General features: G+C 69.0%; 20 protein-coding genes. 14 read left to right on the top strand and 6 right to left on the bottom strand.

Going from position 1 to position 17,914, the window contains the following annotated elements; all coding sequences use genetic code 11:
• The first annotated feature begins 15 nt into the window (after window positions 1–15).
• The 3 genes from MIC98_RS10055 to MIC98_RS10045 all read left to right on the top strand — a co-directional run bounded on the left by MIC98_RS10055 (window position 16) and on the right by MIC98_RS10045 (window position 2,621).
• Window positions 16–1,164: a pyridoxal phosphate-dependent aminotransferase gene (locus tag MIC98_RS10055; RefSeq protein ID WP_239737067.1), complete on the top strand. Its 1,149-nt coding sequence runs from the start codon at window positions 16–18 to the stop codon at window positions 1,162–1,164.
• Between the two features lie 115 nt (window positions 1,165–1,279).
• Window positions 1,280–2,092 (top strand): amidohydrolase, encoded by an 813-nt coding sequence (locus MIC98_RS10050; protein WP_239737066.1) that lies wholly within the window; start codon window positions 1,280–1,282, stop codon window positions 2,090–2,092.
• 94 nt (window positions 2,093–2,186) lie between these two features.
• Window positions 2,187–2,621 (top strand): hypothetical protein, encoded by a 435-nt coding sequence (locus MIC98_RS10045; protein ID WP_239737065.1) that lies wholly within the window; start codon window positions 2,187–2,189, stop codon window positions 2,619–2,621.
• A 206-nt stretch (window positions 2,622–2,827) separates the two neighbouring features.
• Here MIC98_RS10045 and serA read toward each other — a convergent pair whose 3' ends face one another.
• Window positions 2,828–4,069 carry a phosphoglycerate dehydrogenase gene (serA, locus tag MIC98_RS10040; protein WP_239737064.1) on the bottom strand — a complete coding sequence of 414 codons (1,242 nt, stop codon included), beginning with the start codon at window positions 4,067–4,069 and terminating at the stop codon, window positions 2,828–2,830.
• Window positions 4,070–4,265: 196 nt separating this feature from the next.
• Between serA and MIC98_RS10035 the strand changes: the two genes are divergently transcribed.
• The 7 genes from MIC98_RS10035 (at window position 4,266) to MIC98_RS10005 (ending at window position 9,715) form a co-directional block, all read left to right on the top strand.
• On the top strand, window positions 4,266–5,651 hold the full coding sequence (locus tag MIC98_RS10035; RefSeq protein ID WP_239737063.1) for an FAD-binding oxidoreductase: 1,386 nt from the start codon (window positions 4,266–4,268) through the stop codon (window positions 5,649–5,651).
• 136 nt (window positions 5,652–5,787) lie between these two features.
• The gene (locus MIC98_RS10030) at window positions 5,788–6,093 is read left to right on the top strand and encodes a DUF1778 domain-containing protein (RefSeq protein ID WP_057639818.1); all 306 of its coding nucleotides are present in this window, start codon (window positions 5,788–5,790) and stop codon (window positions 6,091–6,093) included.
• Between the two features lie 3 nt (window positions 6,094–6,096).
• Window positions 6,097–6,609: a GNAT family N-acetyltransferase gene (locus MIC98_RS10025; protein WP_057639817.1), complete on the top strand. Its 513-nt coding sequence runs from the start codon at window positions 6,097–6,099 to the stop codon at window positions 6,607–6,609.
• 82 nt (window positions 6,610–6,691) lie between these two features.
• Entirely contained in the window at window positions 6,692–6,997 is a 306-nt protein-coding gene (locus MIC98_RS10020; RefSeq protein WP_057639816.1) for a DUF2388 domain-containing protein, read from the top strand.
• A 1-nt stretch (window position 6,998) separates the two neighbouring features.
• Window positions 6,999–8,732 carry a DUF4105 domain-containing protein gene (locus tag MIC98_RS10015; protein WP_239737062.1) on the top strand — a complete coding sequence of 578 codons (1,734 nt, stop codon included), beginning with the start codon at window positions 6,999–7,001 and terminating at the stop codon, window positions 8,730–8,732.
• Window positions 8,733–8,833: 101 nt separating this feature from the next.
• The gene (locus MIC98_RS10010) at window positions 8,834–9,100 is read left to right on the top strand and encodes a DUF2249 domain-containing protein (protein ID WP_057639814.1); all 267 of its coding nucleotides are present in this window, start codon (window positions 8,834–8,836) and stop codon (window positions 9,098–9,100) included.
• 3 nt (window positions 9,101–9,103) lie between these two features.
• A complete protein-coding gene (locus MIC98_RS10005; protein WP_239737061.1) occupies window positions 9,104–9,715 on the top strand; it encodes a hypothetical protein in 612 nt (203 codons plus the stop codon).
• 58 nt (window positions 9,716–9,773) lie between these two features.
• On the opposite strand, the gene MIC98_RS10000 is transcribed toward MIC98_RS10005, so the two are convergent.
• The 5 genes from MIC98_RS10000 to MIC98_RS09980 all read right to left on the bottom strand — a co-directional run bounded on the left by MIC98_RS10000 (window position 9,774) and on the right by MIC98_RS09980 (window position 14,415).
• Window positions 9,774–11,039, bottom strand: a complete 1,266-nt coding sequence (locus MIC98_RS10000; protein WP_239737060.1) for an OprD family outer membrane porin — start codon at window positions 11,037–11,039, stop codon at window positions 9,774–9,776.
• A gap of 88 nt (window positions 11,040–11,127) precedes the next feature.
• A complete protein-coding gene (yeiP, locus tag MIC98_RS09995; protein WP_057639811.1) occupies window positions 11,128–11,694 on the bottom strand; it encodes an elongation factor P-like protein YeiP in 567 nt (188 codons plus the stop codon).
• A 66-nt stretch (window positions 11,695–11,760) separates the two neighbouring features.
• A complete protein-coding gene (locus MIC98_RS09990) occupies window positions 11,761–12,531 on the bottom strand; it encodes an SDR family NAD(P)-dependent oxidoreductase (protein ID WP_239737059.1) in 771 nt (256 codons plus the stop codon).
• A gap of 203 nt (window positions 12,532–12,734) precedes the next feature.
• Entirely contained in the window at window positions 12,735–13,625 is an 891-nt protein-coding gene (locus MIC98_RS09985) for a hydroxymethylglutaryl-CoA lyase (RefSeq protein ID WP_239737058.1), read from the bottom strand.
• 1 nt (window position 13,626) lies between these two features.
• Window positions 13,627–14,415: an enoyl-CoA hydratase-related protein gene (locus MIC98_RS09980; protein WP_239737057.1), complete on the bottom strand. Its 789-nt coding sequence runs from the start codon at window positions 14,413–14,415 to the stop codon at window positions 13,627–13,629.
• Window positions 14,416–14,541: 126 nt separating this feature from the next.
• Between MIC98_RS09980 and MIC98_RS09975 the strand changes: the two genes are divergently transcribed.
• The 4 genes from MIC98_RS09975 (at window position 14,542) to dapB (ending at window position 17,857) form a co-directional block, all read left to right on the top strand.
• Window positions 14,542–14,787, top strand: coding sequence for a FeoA family protein (locus tag MIC98_RS09975; protein WP_057639807.1), 246 nt, complete (start codon window positions 14,542–14,544; stop codon window positions 14,785–14,787).
• On the top strand, window positions 14,784–16,646 hold the full coding sequence (feoB, locus tag MIC98_RS09970) for a ferrous iron transport protein B (RefSeq protein WP_239737056.1): 1,863 nt from the start codon (window positions 14,784–14,786) through the stop codon (window positions 16,644–16,646). The genes MIC98_RS09975 and feoB overlap by 4 nt, the downstream gene beginning before the upstream one ends.
• A complete protein-coding gene (locus tag MIC98_RS09965) occupies window positions 16,646–16,900 on the top strand; it encodes a DUF6587 family protein (RefSeq protein ID WP_239737055.1) in 255 nt (84 codons plus the stop codon). Before feoB ends, MIC98_RS09965 begins: the two co-directional genes overlap by 1 nt.
• 237 nt (window positions 16,901–17,137) lie before the next feature.
• Complete coding sequence (dapB, locus tag MIC98_RS09960) at window positions 17,138–17,857, top strand: 4-hydroxy-tetrahydrodipicolinate reductase (protein WP_239737054.1); 720 nt, start codon at window positions 17,138–17,140, stop codon at window positions 17,855–17,857.
• Window positions 17,858–17,914 lie beyond the last annotated feature (57 nt).

Genomic DNA, 17,914 nt, shown 5'->3' with positions numbered 1-17,914 from the left:
GGCACCCGCGCAACGATGCAACCGCAGACCAAGCTGCCCAAGGTGGGCACCACCATCTTCACCGTGATGTCGCAACTGGCCGCCGAGCACGGCGCGGTCAACCTTGGCCAGGGCTTTCCCGATTTCCCCGCGCCGCAGCGGCTGCTCGACGAAACCGCCAAGGCCATGCGCGAGGGCCTGAACCAGTACGCGCCGATGACCGGCGTGGCGCCGCTGCGCCAGGCCATCGCGCGGAAGGTGCTGGACTGCTACGGCGCGCAGGTCGATGCCGACAGCGAAATCACGGTGACCTCGGGCGGCACCGAGGCGATCTTCAACGCCATCCACGCGGTGGTGCGCGCCGGCGATGAAGTGATCGTGCTCGACCCGGCCTACGACTGCTACGAACCGGCCATCGACCTGGCCGGCGCGCGCGCGGTGCACGTGGCGCTGGACCCGCGGACTTTCGCGGTGGACTGGGACAAGGTGCGCGCGGCGATCACACCAAAGACCCGGATGCTGATGGTCAACACCCCGCACAACCCGTCCGGGGCGATGCTCGGCGCGGCCGACATGCAGGCGCTGGCCGACCTGCTGCGTGGCACCAGCATCTACCTGATCTCCGACGAGGTGTACGAGCACATCGTCTACGACGGCGCCCGCCACGAATCGGCGCTGCGCTACCCGGAGCTGCGCGAGCGCGCCTTCGTCATCTCCAGCTTCGGCAAGACCTACCACTGCACCGGCTGGAAGATCGGCTACGCCATCGCGCCGCCGGCGCTGAGCGCCGAGTTCCGCAAGGTGCACCAGTACAACACCTTCACCACCTACGGCCCGGCGCAGTATGGGTTTGCGGCGATGATCCGCGACGAGCCCGAGCACCATCTGCAACTGGGCGCGTTCTACCAGAGCAAGCGCGACCGCTTCCGCGAACAACTGCTGACCACGCGGTTGCAGCCATTGCCGGTGCCGGGCGGCTATTTCCAGCTGGTGGACTACTCGGCGGTCAGCGACCTGCCGGACCACGAATTCGTCAAGTGGTTGACCATCGAGAAGGGCGTCACCGCGATCCCGCTGTCGCCGTTCTACGAAAACCCGCCGGAAGGGCAGCGGCTGGTGCGGCTGTGCTTCGCCAAGAACGAGGCCACGCTGGACGCGGCGATCGAGCAGCTGCAAAAGCTCTGATCCCCGCAGGCAGGGGCTACACCCCCGGCGCTCCGTGCATCACGGCGTCGGGGCATGGCCCCGACCTACCCGGATTTTTCAGATCACGAATCACCCATAACGAATCACGGCCTCCATGAACGACCTCCGCATTTCCCTCGTGCAAGGCGACACCCGCTGGCACGACCCTGCCGGAAACCGCGAGCACTACGCCGCACTGCTGGCGCCACTGGCCGGTGTTACCGACCTGGTGATCCTGCCGGAAACCTTCACCAGCGGCTTCTCCAACGACGCCATCGACAAGGCCGAGGACATGGACGGCCCGACCGTGGCCTGGATCCGCGAGCAGGCACGCGTGCTGGGCGCGGCGGTCACCGGCAGCGTGCAGCTGCGCGTCGGCGGCGAGGTGTTCAACCGCCTGCTGTGGGCCACGCCGGACGGCGGGCTGCGGCACTACGACAAGCGCCACCTGTTCCGCTATGCCGGCGAGCACAAGCGCTACGCCGCCGGCCGTGAACGCCTGTGCGTGGAGTGGAAGGGCTGGCGGATCAACCCACAGGTCTGCTACGACCTGCGCTTCCCGGTGTTCTGCCGCAACCGCTTCGACGTGGAGCGGGCGGGACAGATGGATTTCGACCTGCAGATATTCGTCGCCAACTGGCCGTCGGTGCGCGCGCATGCGTGGCGCACGCTGGCCCGCGCGCGGGCGATCGAGAACCTGAGCTACGTGGCGGTGGTCAACCGCGTCGGCACCGATGGCAACGGCCTGCATTACGCGGGCGACAGCGCGGTGATCGATTTCCTTGGCCAGCCGCAGGTCGAGGTCCGCGAGCGCGAGCAGGTGGTCACCACCACCATTTCCGCCGCCGCACTGGCCGCCCACCGCGAGCGCTTCCCGGCGATGCTCGATGCCGACGCGTTCGAACTGGCCGGCCCCGCGGCCGGCTGAACGGAATCCGGACGCGGCGCCGCGCCATCGCATGCGCTGCACCGGCGGGCTGCTAGGCTCGGCGCATCTTCGACGGACGAAGGGAGTTGCAACCATGAAGAGAACAACGACGGCACTGCTGGTGCTGGCCGCGATGCTGGCGGCACCGGCCGCGCAGGCGGCGGGCAACATCGACTGCGAACTGAACTTCAACCTGAGCGGCTGGTCGATCTTCTACAAGACTGCCTCCGGGCAGGGCACCATCACCTGCGACAACGGCGCGTCGATCCCGGTCAGCATCCGCGCCAAGGGCGGCGGCCTGACCGTGGGCAAGTCCAACGTCATCAACGGCCGCGGCAAGTTCACCGGCGCCTACAGCCTGAACGACCTGATCGGCACCTACGGCGGCGCCGAGGTGCATGCCGGCGCGTCGCGTTCGAGCAACGCGCAGGTGGTGACCAAGGGCGACATCTCGCTGGCGCTGGCCGGCACCGGCCGCGGCTGGGACCTGGGCATCGGCTTCGGCAAGTTCGAGATCAAGCGCCGCTGAACCGACGGCGCGGGATACCGGTAGTGCCGGCCGCTGGCCGGCAACTGCAATGGCAATGATTCTGCGGTTGCCGGCCAGCGTCCGGCCCTACCCGGGGGCGGCAGCACTGCAACAAGGCGGGGGCCGACCGTTGGTCGGCACTGCCGGGCCATGTGCCGCCATCGCCCGGCCAACGGCCGGGCGCCACCTTCAAGAAGCCCCCACGTTCAATACAGGATGCGGGTCCGCAGCGTGCCCTCGATGGCCGCCAGTTCGTCGCGGATCGCGTTGGCCTGCTCCTCGGTGGCGGCGATGTCGATGACCACGTAGCCCAGCTTCGGGTCCGTGCGCAGGAACTGCCCGTCGATGTTGAGGTTGTGGCGCGAGAACACCTCGTTGATCTTCGACAGCACGCCCGGCACGTTGCGGTGGATGTGCAGCAGGCGCTGGCTCTGCGCGTGCTCGGGCAGCGTGACCTCGGGGAAATTGACCGCCGACAGGGTGCTGCCGTTGTCGCTGTAGCGCACCAGCTTGGCGGCCACTTCAAGGCCGATGTTGTCCTGCGCCTCCAGCGTGGAGCCGCCCACGTGCGGGGTCAGGATCACGTTGTCGTGCGCGGTCAGCGGCGATTCGAAGCGGTCGCCGTTGCCCTTGGGCTCGACCGGGAACACGTCCACCGCCGCGCCACCGATATGGCCCGAGCGCAGCGCCGCGTCGAGCGCATCGATGACCACCACGGTGCCGCGCGCGGCGTTGATCAGGTGCGCGCCGGGCTTCATCTTCGCCAGCTGCGCCGCGCCGATCATCCACTGCGTGGAGGCGGTCTGCGGCACGTGCAGGGTGACGATGTCCGAGCGCGAAAGCAGGTCGTCCAGGCTGGCGGCCGCCTGCGCGTTGCCCAGCGACAGCTTGGCCTCGATGTCGTGGAAGATCACGTTCATGCCCATCGCCTCGGCCAGCACGCCGACCTGGGTGCCGATGTGGCCGTAGCCGACGATGCCCAGCGTCTTGCCGCGCACCTCGTGGCTGCCGGTGGCGGATTTCGACCAGCCGCCGCGATGGCATTCGGCATTCTTCTGCGGCACGCCGCGGGTGAGCAGGATCGCCTCGGCGATCACCAGCTCGGCCACCGAGCGGGTGTTGGAGTAGGGCGCGTTGAACACCGGGATGCCAGCCAGCTCGGCCGCCTCCAGGTCCACCTGGTTGGTGCCGATGCAGAAGCAGCCCACCGCGATCAGGCGCTTGGCCTGTGCCAGCACCTCGGCGGTGAGTTGGGTGCGCGAGCGCAGGCCGACGATGTGCGCCTCGGCGATGCGCGCCTTCAACTCGTCTTCCGGCAGCGCCTTGGCGTGGTATTCGATCTGCGAATAACCGGCCGCCTTGAACGCATCCACCGCCGTCTGACTGACGCCCTCCAGCAACAAAACACGGATGTCCTGCTTCGGGAACGAGGTCTTCTTGGGCGACATGGCAGTGGCGGCTTGGTGGGGGAAGGGAGTTGCCGACTATGCCAGAAGGGAAGGGGTTTTGTGCACTGCGACAGTTGGTAATGTCTTGATAACCCGAAGGTTTCAGGTGAATCGATTGCGTCCGGTTACGGCTGCTGGACGTGCCGCGTCGTGGCTGTCAGGCTTTCCGGTCCCCCATCATGCCTCTGCCACCGCCATGACCGATCCGCGCCTGGAAACCCTGTTGCAGTCCTGCCCCGGGCTGCGCCTGAAGACCGAGCCGGCGGACCTGGAGCATTACGGCCGCGACTGGACCCGGCGCTGGACGCCGGCGCCGCTGGCGATCGCATTGCCGGGCAGCGTCGAGGAAGTGCAGGCGGTGCTGCGCTGGGCCAACGCGCACAAGGTGGCGGTGGTGCCGTCCGGCGGCCGCACCGGCCTGTCCGGCGGCGCGGTGGCGGCCAACGGCGAGCTGGTGCTGAGCCTGGAGCGCATGAACAAGGCGCTGGACTTCGACGCGGTCGACCGCACCCTGACCGTACAGGCCGGCATGCCGCTGGAAGCGGTGCACAACGCGGCGCTGGAGCACGGCCTGATCTACCCGGTGGATTTCGCCGCGCGCGGTTCCTGCACCATTGGCGGCAACATCGCCACCAATGCCGGCGGCATCCGCGTGATCCGCTATGGCAACACCCGCGAGTGGATCGCCGGGTTGAAGGTGGTGGCCGGCAATGGCGAGCTGCTGGAACTCAACAAGGGCCTGATCAAGAACTCCAGCGGCTACGACTTCCGCCAGCTGCTGGTCGGCTCGGAAGGCACGCTCGGCGTCGTCGTGGAAGCAACTCTGAAGCTCACCGACCCGCCGCCGGCCAGCAACGTGATGCTGCTGGCGCTGCCCAGCTTCGAGGTGCTGATGCAGGTGTTCGCCGCGTTCCGCGAGCGGATGCGGTTGGAGGCGTTCGAGTTCTTCACCGACCGCGCGGTGCACCACGTCACCGCCCACGGCGCGCAATACCCGTTCGCCGAAACCTACCCGTACTACGTGGTCACCGAGTACGCGGTGGCCGACGAGGCCGGCGAGGCCGCGGCGCTGGCCGCGTTCGAGCACTGCATGGAACAGGGCTGGGTGCTCGATGGCGTCATCAGCACCAGTGAGGCGCAGGCGCAGCAGCTATGGCGCCTGCGCGAGGGCATCACCGAATCGCTGGCGCGCTACAAGCCGTACAAGAACGACGTGTCGGTGCGCATCTCGGCGATGCCTGCGTTCCTTGAAGAAACGCAGGCACTGATCGGCGATGCCTACCCGCATTTCGACGTGGTCTGGTTCGGCCACATCGGCGACGGCAACCTGCACATCAACGTGCTCAAGCCCGACGACACCAGCGACGCCGAGTTCCTCGGCCAGTGCGAGCACGTCACCAAGCTGCTGGCGCAGGTGCTGCAGCGCTTCCACGGCAGCATCTCGGCCGAGCACGGCATCGGTCTGGTCAAGAAGCCCTACCTGTCCAGCACCCGTGACGCGGCGGAAATCGCGCTGATGCGCGGGGTGAAGCAGGCGTTCGACCCGAACGGGCTGCTGAACCCGGGCAAGCTGTTCGATTGAGTTTCCAACCCCCTGCATTTCGATGTCCGACTGCCTCACTTCGTCGTGAGCAGGAGTAAAGCGCGGGCTGTCACAAGCGAACACGGCATGTAGTGCAAAATGCGCTACAATTTCGTCATCCACCGGAGAGCGTGCCATGTCCTTTGCCACCGATCGCAGGGATCACCCCTTGTCGATGCGCCTACCCGATGCCGATATCGCGGTGATCGACCGCGCCGCCTATCTACGCGGGCGCTCGCGTACCGATTTCGTGCGCGAGGCGGCGGTGCGTGCGGCCGAGGAAGTGCTGATGGAAGCCATGCCGGTACGGATGACCGCCGAAGGCTTCGAAGCGTTCATCCAGACGCTGTCCAGCCCGGCACAGGCGGTGCCGGAGATGATGGAGGTGCTGCAGCGGCCCGCGCCGTGGGAACGGCAGGGCGAAACCGGGCACGAGGCTTGAGGCGTGGCGCTGTCCGCGCCGGAGCCATTGACCGAAGCCCATGACATGGCTTCGTTCTCCTGTGGCAAGCCGGGGCTGGACCACTGGCTGTGGACGCGGGCGCTGGGCAATCAGCAAAAGGGCTTCACAGCGGTAATGGTGGTTCACGAAAGCCTGCGGGTGGTGGGCTATTACGGCCTTGCCCCGACCGCCATCGTGCCGGGGCGGCTGCCGCGTTCGATCCGCACCGGGCAGCCACCCGATCCGGTGCCATGCCTGCTGTTGGGGCAATTGGCCACCGATACCGGTTGGGCCGGGCAGGGCATCGGTACCGGCCTGCTCAAACATGCGTTGCAGCGCTGCGTGGCGGCTTCCATCCTGGTGGGTGGACGGGCATTGCTGGTGAATGCCATCGACGAGGAGGCCGCCGCGTTCTGGCGGCGGCGTGGATTCGTGGCGACCCGTGATGATCCGTGGATGCTGTTTCGTTCGATGGCGGACATTGCCGCCTCGATCGAAATGGCGGGGCAGGCTTGACGTCGTCTTGGGCCGTGCAAGCTGTTCGATTGAGCCGGCAGCCGCTACGCTTGCCTGCCTTCCCATCGATTCCCGACCGCCGATGATCCGTCCGCTCCTGTTCTGCACCCTGCTTGCCGCCTCCGCTCCGCTGCCGCTGCTGGCCTCCAGCTTCGCCGGCACCACCGCCGGCTCGGCCAGCGGTGCCTCGTCGCAGGGGTCGAGCAGTTCGTCGGACGACGACAAGGTCGTCCAGGCCGCACGCGAGGAAGCCGCCGGTTTCGTTGCCAGCGATGGCCAACTGCGCGGCGCGCGCCTGCAGGCGGCGCTGCTGCACCTGCGCCAGCACGATGCCGATGCCGCCACTGCCAGCGACATGGAACTGGCGCGGGCGATCCTCGCCCGCTGAAATGCGCCTGAGCGCATGGCTGGCCGTCGCGCTGCTGCTGGCCAGCGGCAGCGGCCATGCATTGGAATTGCGGCTGGACCCGGCGGGCCTGAACCCGCTCCAGCAACGGCAGGCCAGCGACTTGCTGGCGCGCGCGCAGGCGACGTTGCCTGAACGCTGGCGCGCCGATCCGCGACATTTTTCGCTGCATTTCGATCCACACCTGCCTGCCGACGTCGCCGGCAGGCACCGGCGCGGCGACCTGCGGCTGTCGCCGAATCTGCTGCAAATGACGCCCGCCGGCGAGACGCACGATCTGGCGCGCGCCACCGTGCTGCATGAAATCGCCCATGCCTTCGACCGCGGCGAAGGCGGCGGCTGGTCGCGGCAAGCGCAGTTCCGCCGCCTTGCCGGCTGGGATCGGCGCGGCGCCAATCCCTACGCATTGCGCAGCCCCGACGACTACGAGCGCCACAGCCCGGCCGAGGCGTTCGCGGTCAACCTCGAGTGGTATCTGCTCGATCCGCAGTACCGCTGCCGGCGGCCGGCGCTGGCGGCGTGGTATCGCCAGCAATTGGGGCCGGCGCCGCTGCCGGAAGCGGCCTGCACCGATGCGCTGCCGCTGCTGGTGGCCGGCACCGGCGCGGCGCAACTGGAACTGGAAACACTGGACCCGACCCGCGTGTACGCGGTGGATTACCTGCTGGCCGGCAGCGGCGACGCGGCGATGAGCCGCTTCGGCCACGCCATGCTGCGGCTGGTGGTCTGCGCGCCGGGCCGCATTCCCGGCCCGCGCTGCCGGATGGACCTGGCTTACCACCGGGTGCTGTCCTTCCGCGCCTTCGTCAACGACGTGCAGATTTCCAACTGGCTCGGGTTGAGCGGTGCCTATCCGGCGCGGTTGTTCGTGCTGCCGCTGGACCAGGTGATCGAGGAATACACCCGCACCGAGCTGCGCGACCTGCAGGCCTGGCCGCTGGCCTTGTCGCCGGCGCAGATCGACGCGCTGCTGCAACTGGCTGCCCGCGCGCACTGGAGCTACGACGGCCGCTACCGCTTCATCGGCAACAACTGCGCGGTGGAAAGCGGACGACTGCTGGATCTGGCGCTGACGCCGCAACGGCGGCGCTTGCAGGCCATCACCCCGCGCGGCGTGTTGCATCGGCTGCAGGCTGCCGGCCTGGCCGACGTGCAACCGCCATCGGCGCGCAGCGGGGACGGCCTGTATTTCGCTTCGGCCCGCGAGGATTACCGGCAACTGCTGCATGGCCTGCAACAGGCCGGGCTGGCGCCGCCACTGCCGCTGGAGCGCTGGCTGGACAGCCCGGCACGGCAACGCGGCACGCTGCCGCCGGACCTGCCATTGCAGCCGACCGCGGCGTGGTGGGTGCTGGAAACCGCCGCACTGCGCCGGGCCGAGCTGCGCACGCTCGCACAGCTGAAGCGACGGCTGGGGCAGGGCGCCCCAGAGCTGCAGGCACGGCTGACCGACTGGCAACACTTCAGCGGCCTGTTCGACGCGCCGGCATCGCTGCTGCCGGCGGCAGGCTACGGCATCGTCCAGCCCGAGGAACTGGCCGCGCTGGAACAGGCACTGGCCCGGCACGGCGAGGAGGCGCAGGCGCGCTGGCAAGGCCTGCACGAAGCCGCCGAACAGGCCTTGCCGCGCGCGCAGCGGCTGGAACTGGAGCAGGCTCGGCAGCGCGTGCAGTGGCTGGCCACGCGCATGCGGCAACTGGCCGCCGCGGCGGACTGAGGCCGGGGACGGGCGGCATCAGCGGCGTTCTTGACCTTGGTCAGGGCGATGGCCGGAGCGCGGCCTAGCATGGAACGCGTTTCCCACGATTGGAGTTCCCGATGAATGCCTCGCTTGATCCCGCTCCCAACGTCCATGTCTTCGATGCCCGCGGCGTGGCCCGCCGCTTCCGCCATTCTGCGATCTTTGGCGCGCTGGGCGCGTTGCGCAACGGCGAAACCATGCGCTTCGTCAACGACCACGACCCGATCCCGCTGCTGGGCCAGCTGACCCAGCGCTTCGGCGAACACCTGTCGATCAACTACCTGCAGCGCGGGCCGGAGGCGGTGGTGATCGACTTCGGCATCCAGGGCCTGCCGGAGGAGTGAGCCGTGGCCTTCCCCGAGTTCTTCGAACAGGCCCCGCGCATCGCCGTGCATGACGCACTGGCGCGCCTCCTCGGCGCCAGCGACGACGGCCGGATCGAATACGGCTACGCCGATGCGGTGAAGCTGGCCGGGCATTCCTGCCCGACCGTGGCCGGGGCCTGGCTGATGGTGCGCGCGGCGCTGCAGGCGCTGTACCGCGGGCAGTTGCCCGAGCGCGGCGGGGTCCGGGTGGATATGGCCGAAGCCGAGGATGCCGGCACCACCGGCGTCGTCGCCCAGGTCTTCACCTTCATTACCGGTGCGGCGGCCGGCAATGGCTTCCAGGGCGTGGGCGGCCAATTTTCGCGCCACAACCTGCTGCGTCACGGCGCCGGGGGCAGCGGCACGGCCCGTTTCACCCGCATCGACAGCGGCGCGGCGGTGGAGGTGGGCATGGACCTGTCCGGGGTGCCGGCCGACGTGCCGCTGCGGCCGCTGCTGGCCAGTGCGCTGGCCGACGATGCCAGCGACGCCACCCGGGCCGAATTCGCCCGGGTCTGGCAGGGCAGGGTGCGCCGGTTGCTGCTCGAACATGCCAACGACCCGGCGGTGATCCAGGTCCGTCCGCTGGCCTGAGCCGGCCTGCGGCGGTCGGCTTGCCGCGCGTGAAAGGCGGGCCGCCGGGCGGGCCGCCTCAATAGTCGTAGTTAAGGGTCAGCCGGTTTTCCCGGTAATCGACACGGTGCCGGCGTTGCTGCTGGACCGCGAAGGCGTTGTGCACGCTCCAGCCCTTCAATGCCCCCTCGAAGCGGTAGCTGGCGAAGACCATGTATTCGCGCTGGCCGATGGACGGCTGGCCTGCGGCCGGGCTCAGGTCCATGTACGACCAGCGTGCGCCCCAGCGCAGTTGCCGGCTGGCCGCCACCTCCAGGTCCAGCGACCACGCATCGCCGGTTCCCAGGTCCTGGGTGCTGGTCAGGTAAGGCTGGGCGAACAGCGGCCCGGAGGTCTGGTAGCTGGCATAGGGCGTCGCCACCGCGCCATTGTGGAAGGCGCCGGCCCGGTGCGGCATGTGGTTGTGGTTGAGCGTGGCCGTCAGCCGGGGGCTGCGCATACCCACGCGCAGGCCATAGGTACGGTTGTCCACCGGCCCCAGCAGGGCCGCGCCCTGTTCGTGCTGGGCGATGAACTGCACGGCCGCGAACGGGCGCAGCGGGCCGTGGCCGGCGGCCAGTTCGGCCTGCCCGAAATACAGGTCGGCATAGTCCAGGTAGCGGATCAGCCAGATCTGGCCACTGGCATCGGCCGCGCCCAGCGTGGTCTTTCCTGCGCCGCCCATTGCCCAGAAGCCGTCGGTGGCGGCATCGCCGGCATTGGGCGGATGGGGCGAGAAGCGGCGGTTGTAGTTGGTGCTGCGTGAGAACGATTCGTCGATGCGCGACTTGTAGCGGAACATGCGCACCGCGGTGAAATGGTTGCCGCCTTCGCCAAGGCGCAGGCGCACGCCCTGATAGAGCTGCGGCACGATGCGGAAATCGAAGCTGGCGGTGAAGGGCACCTCGTCCAGTCGCTGGTTGCCCGCGCGCAACGACAGCTTTTCGCCCTGCCATTGCAGCCAGGTTTCGCCCATCGCGGTGAGATTGCGGCCGAGGTCGCGTTCGCGGCCCGTGCCGGCGTGCACCAGGTTGCGTTGCAGGTAGACGCTGGCGCGCAGCGAAACGCCATGCAGCGGCGCGGTGATGAAGCCGAGCCGGCCGCCGGCCGCGACGGTGTCGCGATCGACGCCTTCGGCGAAGAACGCATTGCCGGTGGCGTAGTACAGGCCGCGCAGGTTGGCGTCCACATGGCCCTGGCCGAACATCTGCCGCAGGTCCTGCGCCGGCTGCGGCTCGGCGGCGAAGGCGGGGGCGAAGGCCGGGGCCAGCAGGAGCGGCAGCAGGTGGCGGAGGGGCGGGGCCATGCCGGCTTATCGGCATGGCACGGCCGATCTTCACAGACGACGACGGCGCCTTGTGGGCGCCGTCGCTTGCCTTGCGGGTATCGCCCGGTCAGTCGGCGCGGCCGCCGAACTCACCGGTGGTGGTGTTGACCAGGATGCGCTCGCCGTTGGCGATGTATTCCGGGACCATGATCTCGATGCCGGTATTGAGCTTGGCCGGCTTCGGGCGCTTGGTCGCGGTGCCGCCCTTCAGCTCTGGCGGGGTCTCGACCACTTCCAGGGTGACGTGCTGCGGCAACTGGATCGCCACCGGCTGCTCGTCAATCACCTGCACGTAGATGCCGGCCAGGCCCTCGGTGATGTAGCCGGCGTCATCGCCGACCACGTCCGCGTCCAGCGTGTACGGGGTGTAGTCCTCGTCGTCCATGAACACGAAGGCGTCGCCGTCCATGTACGAGAAGGTGGACTGGCGGCGCAGCAGCTCGACTTCCGGCAGGTTGTCGTCGGCGTCGAAGCTGGCGTCGAGCTTGTTGCCGCCCGGCACGCTGTACATGATGAAACGGAAGCGGACATTGCCGCCGCGGCCCTGCGGCGAGCTGCGCTCGATGTCGCGGATCTGGTAGACGCCGTTGTTGTATTCGACGACGTTGCCTTTCTTGATGTCGGAGGCTTTCATGCTTGGAAAGTCGGTTGGGGTAAGGGGTGAATTGAAACGGGCGCCTTGTGGGCGCCCGCGGGTGGGTTACTTGGGCGCCAGGCGCACGGCGCCATCCAGGCGGATGGTTTCGCCGTTGAGGTAGGGGTTGGAGATGATGTGGCCGACCAGCGTGGCGAAGTCCTCCGGCTGGCCCAGCCGCGACGGGAACGGGATCGAGGCGGCCAGCGACTCCTGCACGTTGGCCGGCATGCCGTCCACCATCGGCGTCCAGAACACGCCCGGCGCAATGGTCACCACGCGGATGCCGAAGCGCGCCAGCTCGCGCGCCATCGGCAGGGTCATGCCGACCACGCCACCCTTGGACGCGGAATAGGCGGCCTGGCCGATCTGGCCCTCGTAGGCGGCGACCGAGGCGGTGTTGACGATCACCCCGCGCTCGCCGTCGGCGTTGGCCTCGTTGTGCTGCATCAGGTCGGCGGCGGCCTTGGCGACGTTGAAGCTGCCGACCAGATTAACCATCACCGTGGTCTGGAAATTGGCCAGCGGCATCGGTGCCTCGCGGCCGAGCACGCGGCCGGCGCCGAGGATGCCGGCGCAGTTCATCACCATGTTCAGCCCGCCGAGGAACTCGCGCGCGGCGGCCAGGTTGGCGGCCACGCCGGCCTCGTCGGTGACGTTGGTGGTGAAGTAGCGGGCATTGCCGGTGCCAAGTTCGGCCACCGCGGCCGTGCCTTTCTCCTCGTTGAGGTCGAACAGCGCGACCTTGCCGCCGTTGGCGACGAGGAAGCGGGCCACGCCAAGGCCGAGGCCGGAGACACCGCCGGTGACGACGGCGCGGACGGAGGACAGCTGCATCGGGACGATCCTGCGGTGGATGAAAGCGGCAATTCTAGCCGATGGTGGTTCAAAGCCCCCTCCTTCGCGGAGAGGGCCGGTGATGCTGAGCTACCGATCGTAGGTCGGGGCTACGCCCCCGACGCTTCATGCATACAGCCGTCGGGGGCGTAGCCCCGACCTACCAGAAACCTTCTCCTCCCCGTGGCAATGGGGAGGACACGTCACCCCGCCATCGCCTTGCCGACCTTGCTGCCGTTGTCGCGCCCCAGCACCGCTGCCAGCCAACGCCCGGTTTCCGCCAGCGCCGGCAGGTCGATGCCGGTGTCCATACCCATGCCGTGCAGCATGTAGACCACGTCCTCACTGGCAACGTTGCCACTGGCGCCGCGTGCATACGGACAACCGCCGGTGCCGCCAACTGCCGAGTCCACAACGCGCACGCCTTCCTCCAGGCAGGCGGCGATGTTCGCCAGCGCCTGCCCCCAGGTGTCGTGGAAATGCACCGCCAGCGCCGCCATCGGCACTTCCGCGGCGACCGCGCGCAGCATCGCGCGCGCCTTCAGCGGCGTGCCGACGCCGATGGTGTCGCCCAGCGAGATTTCATGGCAGCCCATCGCGTGCAGCGCCCGCGCCACCCGCACCACGTCGGCCAGCGGCACTTCACCCTGATAGGGGCAGCCCAGCACGGTGGAGACGTAGCCGCGCACCTTGACGCCATCGGCCTTGGCGCGCGCCAGCACCGGCGCGAAGCGTTGCAGCGATTCGTCGATGCCGGCATTGGTATTGGTGCGGTTGAACTGCTCGGAGGCGGCGGTGAACACCGCCACTTCGTCGGCGCCGGCCGCCAGTGCGCGCGCGTAGCCCTGTTCATTGGGCACCAGCACCGGGTAGGCGATGCCGGGGCGGCGGTGGATGCCGGCCATGACCTCGGCGGCGTCGGCCAGTTGCGGCACCCACTTCGGGCTGACGAAGCTGGTGGCCTCGATGCTGCGCAGGCCGGTGGCCGAGAGGCGGTCGATCAGCGTGATCTTGTCGGCGGTGGCGACCTGCTGCTTCTCGTTCTGCAGGCCGTCGCGCGGGCCGACCTCGACGATGCGGACGAAATCGTTCATGTCAGTGCGCCGCCCAGCGCGGCGCGCGCTTTTCGAGGAAGGCCGACAGGCCCTCGCGGCCCTCGTCCGAAGCGCGCAATACGGCGATCAATCCGGCGTTGGCGCCGTCCAGCGCGTCACGGTCGGCGCCGAGTGCCAGCACGTCGCGCACCAGCACCTTGGCCGAGGCGGCGGCCACCGGGCCGGCCTTGCCGAGCAGCGCCAGTTGCGCCTGCACCGCCGCGTCTAGCGCATCGGCGGCCACCACCTGGTGCACCAGCCCGATCCGCTGCGCGGTGGCGGCGTCGAAATGCTCGCCGCTGGCGAACCAGCGCCGCGCCTGGCGCGGGCCGATGGCGGTGATGACGTAGGGCGAGATCACCGCCGGCAGCAGGCCGAGGCGGCTTTCGGTCAACCCGAAGCGCGCGCCCTCGGCGGCGATGGCGATGTCGCAGCAGGCCACCAGCCCGACGCCGCCGCCGAACGCGGCGCCATGCACGCGGGCGATGGTCGGCTTGGGCAGTTCGTCCAGCGTGCGCATCAGCCGCGCCAGCTCCAGCGCGTCGCGACGGTTCTCCTCCTGCGAGGCGTTGGCCATCGCCCGCATCCATTGCAGGTCGGCGCCGGCCGAGAACGAGGGGCCTTCGCCGGCCAGCACCACCGCGCGCACCGCCGGGTCGGCGCCCAGTGCTTCGAGGCTGGCGGTCAGGCTGGCGATCAGGCCGGCGTCGAAGGCGTTGTGCAGCTCGGGCCGGTTCAGGCGCAGCGTGGCCACCGCACCGTCGTGGTCCACGCGCAAGGCATTGCTCATCAGGCAGTTCCGCGGATTGTTTGCAATGCAACGAATGATAGCGGGGCGGCCGGCGGGCGCCATGACGCGGCGCGGCGATGGTACTATTGATAACCATTCTTGATTAGCAACATGAGCGCCCATCCAGTGACGTTGTCGGATTTGCCACTGCACGCCGCCGCGCAGGTGGAAGAAGTGCAGGACATGCATGCCAATGATGCGATCGCCCGGCGGTTGCGCGAATTGGGTTTCGTCGGTGGCGAGGACGTGCGCATGGTGGCCCGGGGGCCGCTCGGCGGCGAACCGCTGCTGGTGCAGGTCGGCTTCACCCGTTTCGCGCTCCGGCGCAGCGAGGCCGCGCGCATCCGGGTACGCAACGGAGGCACGGCATGAACGCGGCGACGGCGGTGACCCGGCTGGCCCTGGTCGGCAACCCGAACTGCGGCAAGACCGCGTTGTTCAACCAGCTCACCGGCAGCCGCCAGAAGGTGGCCAACTACGCTGGCGTGACCGTGGAGCGCAAGGAAGGGCGCATGCGCGGGCCGTCCGGCCGCGAATACGCGGTGCTCGACCTGCCGGGCGCCTACAGCCTGCAGCCGGCCAGCCTCGACGAGGCGATCACCCGCGACCTGTGCCGCGGCTTCTACCCCGGCGAGGCCGCGCCAGACGCGCTGGTGTGCGTGATCGACGCCACCAACCTGCGCCTGCACCTGCGTTTCGCGCTGGAAGTGCGCGAGCTGGGAAAACCAATGATCGTGGCGCTGAACATGGTCGACGCCGCGCGCCGCCGCGGCATCGAGATCGACGTGGCGGCGCTGGAACAGGCGCTCGGCGTGCCCGTGGTGGAAACCGTGGCGGTGCGCCGCAACGGTGCCGCCGAACTGGTCAGGCGCATCGACGCGCTGATGCCGCAGCCGGCGGCGATGCAGCCGCCGGTGGTGGAAGCCGGCGGCGACCACCATGCGCAGGTGCGCGACATCCTCGCCAGCGCGGTGAAGATGCCCAGCCGCACGGCGAAGATCGACGATGCGCTGGACCGCTGGCTGCTGCACCCGGTGTTCGGGCTGCTGACCCTGGCGGTGGTGATGTTCCTGATCTTCCAGGCGGTCTACGCCTGGGCCACGCCGCTGATGGACGGCATCGAGGCCGCGTTCGGCTGGCTGGGCGAAATGGTCGGCGAACACCTGCCGGAAGGGCCGCTGGCCAGCCTGCTCACCGACGGCATCATCGCCGGCGTCGGTGGGGTGGTGGTGTTCCTGCCGCAGATCCTGATCCTGTTCTTCTTCATCCTCGCGCTGGAGGAGTCCGGCTACCTGCCGCGCGCGGCGTTCCTGCTGGACCGGATGATGGCCGCCGCCGGCCTGTCCGGGCGCTCGTTCATCCCGCTGCTGTCCAGCTTCGCCTGCGCGGTGCCGGGCATCATGTCCACCCGCAGCATCCAGGACCCGCGCGACCGGTTGGCGACGATCCTGGTCGCGCCGCTGATGACCTGTTCGGCGCGGCTGCCGGTGTACGCGCTGCTGATCGGTGCGTTCATCCCGGAAAAGACCGTGTGGGGCGTGTTCAACCAGCAGGGGCTGGTGTTGTTCGGGCTGTATGTGGCCGGCATCGTCAGCGCGCTGGCGATGTCGTGGACGATGAAGAAGTTCCGCCGCGACAAGAGCGAGCACCCGCTGCTGCTGGAGCTGCCATCCTACCGCCTGCCGCACCCGCGCGACCTGGCCGTGGGCCTGTACGAACGCGGCATGATCTTCCTCAAGCGCGTGGGCGGCATCATCCTGGCGCTGACCATCCTGCTGTGGTTCCTGCTGTCGTTCCCCGGCGCGCCGGAGAGCGCGACGCTGCCGGCCATCGACTACAGCTTCGCCGGCCAGATCGGCCATGCGATGGCGGTGTTCTTCGCGCCGCTGGGCTTCAACTGGCAGATCTGCATCGCGCTGATCCCCGGTCTGGCCGCGCGTGAAGTGGCGGTGGCCTCGCTGGCGACGGTGTACGCGCTGTCGGCGGCCGACGACGATGCCGCCACCCAGGCGCTGACCCCGCTGATCAGCGACGGCTGGTCGCTGGCCACCGCGCTGTCGCTGCTGGTCTGGTACATCTACGCGCCGATGTGCATCTCGACGTTGGCGACCATCAAGCGCGAAACCAACTCGTGGAAGCAGATGGCGTTCGCCACCTTCTACCTGTTCGCCGCGGCGTGGCTGGCCTCGCTGGTGACCTACCAGCTGACCGTGGCGCTGGGAGGCGGCTGATGCAGCGGGGGCTGCTGCTGCAGTACGCGATCATCGCGCTGGCCGTGCTGGTCAGTGCGTGGGTAGTGCTGAAGAAGCAGTTCCCCGGTGTGGTGCGGCGCCTGCGTGGCAGGCTGGCGCTGTGGCTGCTGAAACCGCAGCGCTCGCCGCGCCTGCAGGCGCTTGGGCAGCGGCTGGCACCGCCGGCATCGGGCGGCGACAGCGCCTGCGGCGGCTGCGACGGCTGCGGGCCGAGTCCACCCAAGCAGCATTGACGCCGAGGGACGTGGCGGCGGCTCGTCGATGGGTAGGTCGGGGCTACGTCCCCGACGGCGGAAATCCAAAGCGCCGGGGATGTAACCCCGGCCTACAGCTGTGGACCGAAGCCCCGGTAGTGCCGGCCGCTGGCCGGCAACTTCGCATATCCGGCCTCCTTTCCAACATCCTTGCGGATGCCGGCCAACGGCCGGCACTACTTGTTTCCCGCCGCGCTTGAACGTAGCGTTCCGGGCATGAACCAGACCCCCACGCGTTTGTTGATCCACGGTGCTTCCGGCCGCATGGGCCAGGCCCTGCTGCGGCTGGCGGCCGAAGACCCGTCGTTGCAGGTGGTGGCCGCGGTGGTGCGCAGGCCGCCCGCGCAGCGCGTGATCGACGGCGTGCCGCATTTCGCCGCCAGCGAATTGTCCGGCGTGCCGCCGTTCGACGTCGCCATCGATTTCAGCCTGCCGGAAGGTTTCGACCCGGTGCTGGCGTTGTGCGTGGCGCGCGGCGCCGGCTTCGTCTCCGGCACGACCGGCATCGACGCCTCCCGACAAGCGGCGCTGGACGCGGCGGCGGCCGGCATCCCGCTGGTGTGGGCGACCAACTTCAGCCTCGGCGTGGCGGTGCTGGCCGAGCTGGTCGAACGCGCGGCCGCCAGCCTGCCGGGCTGGGACTGCGACATCGTCGAATCGCACCACGTGCACAAGAAGGACGCGCCTTCGGGCACCGCGCTGACCCTGGGCGAATCGGCGGTGCAGGGCGGGGCCGCGCCGCGCTACGCCAGCCTGCGCGCCGGCGACATCATCGGCGAGCATTTCGTCCAGTTCAGCGGGTTGGGCGAGCGGGTGGAACTGGTCCACCGCGCCAGCAACCGCGACATCTTCGCCCGCGGCGCGCTGCACGTGGCCCGCCAGCTCTCCGGCCGTGCGCCCGGCCGCTACCGGGTGCGCGACCTGGTCGGCGCCTGAGCGGTCGGCCGTCCCCCGCGGGTTCAAATGGTTGCATGACGAAGTGAATGCGCCGCA

This window comes from Stenotrophomonas sp. NLF4-10 (assembly GCF_022359915.1).
Taxonomy (GTDB): domain Bacteria; phylum Pseudomonadota; class Gammaproteobacteria; order Xanthomonadales; family Xanthomonadaceae; genus Stenotrophomonas; species Stenotrophomonas daejeonensis.
The sequence above is the reverse complement of the archived record's forward strand: the minus strand, read 5'-3'. Positions and strand labels throughout refer to the sequence as shown.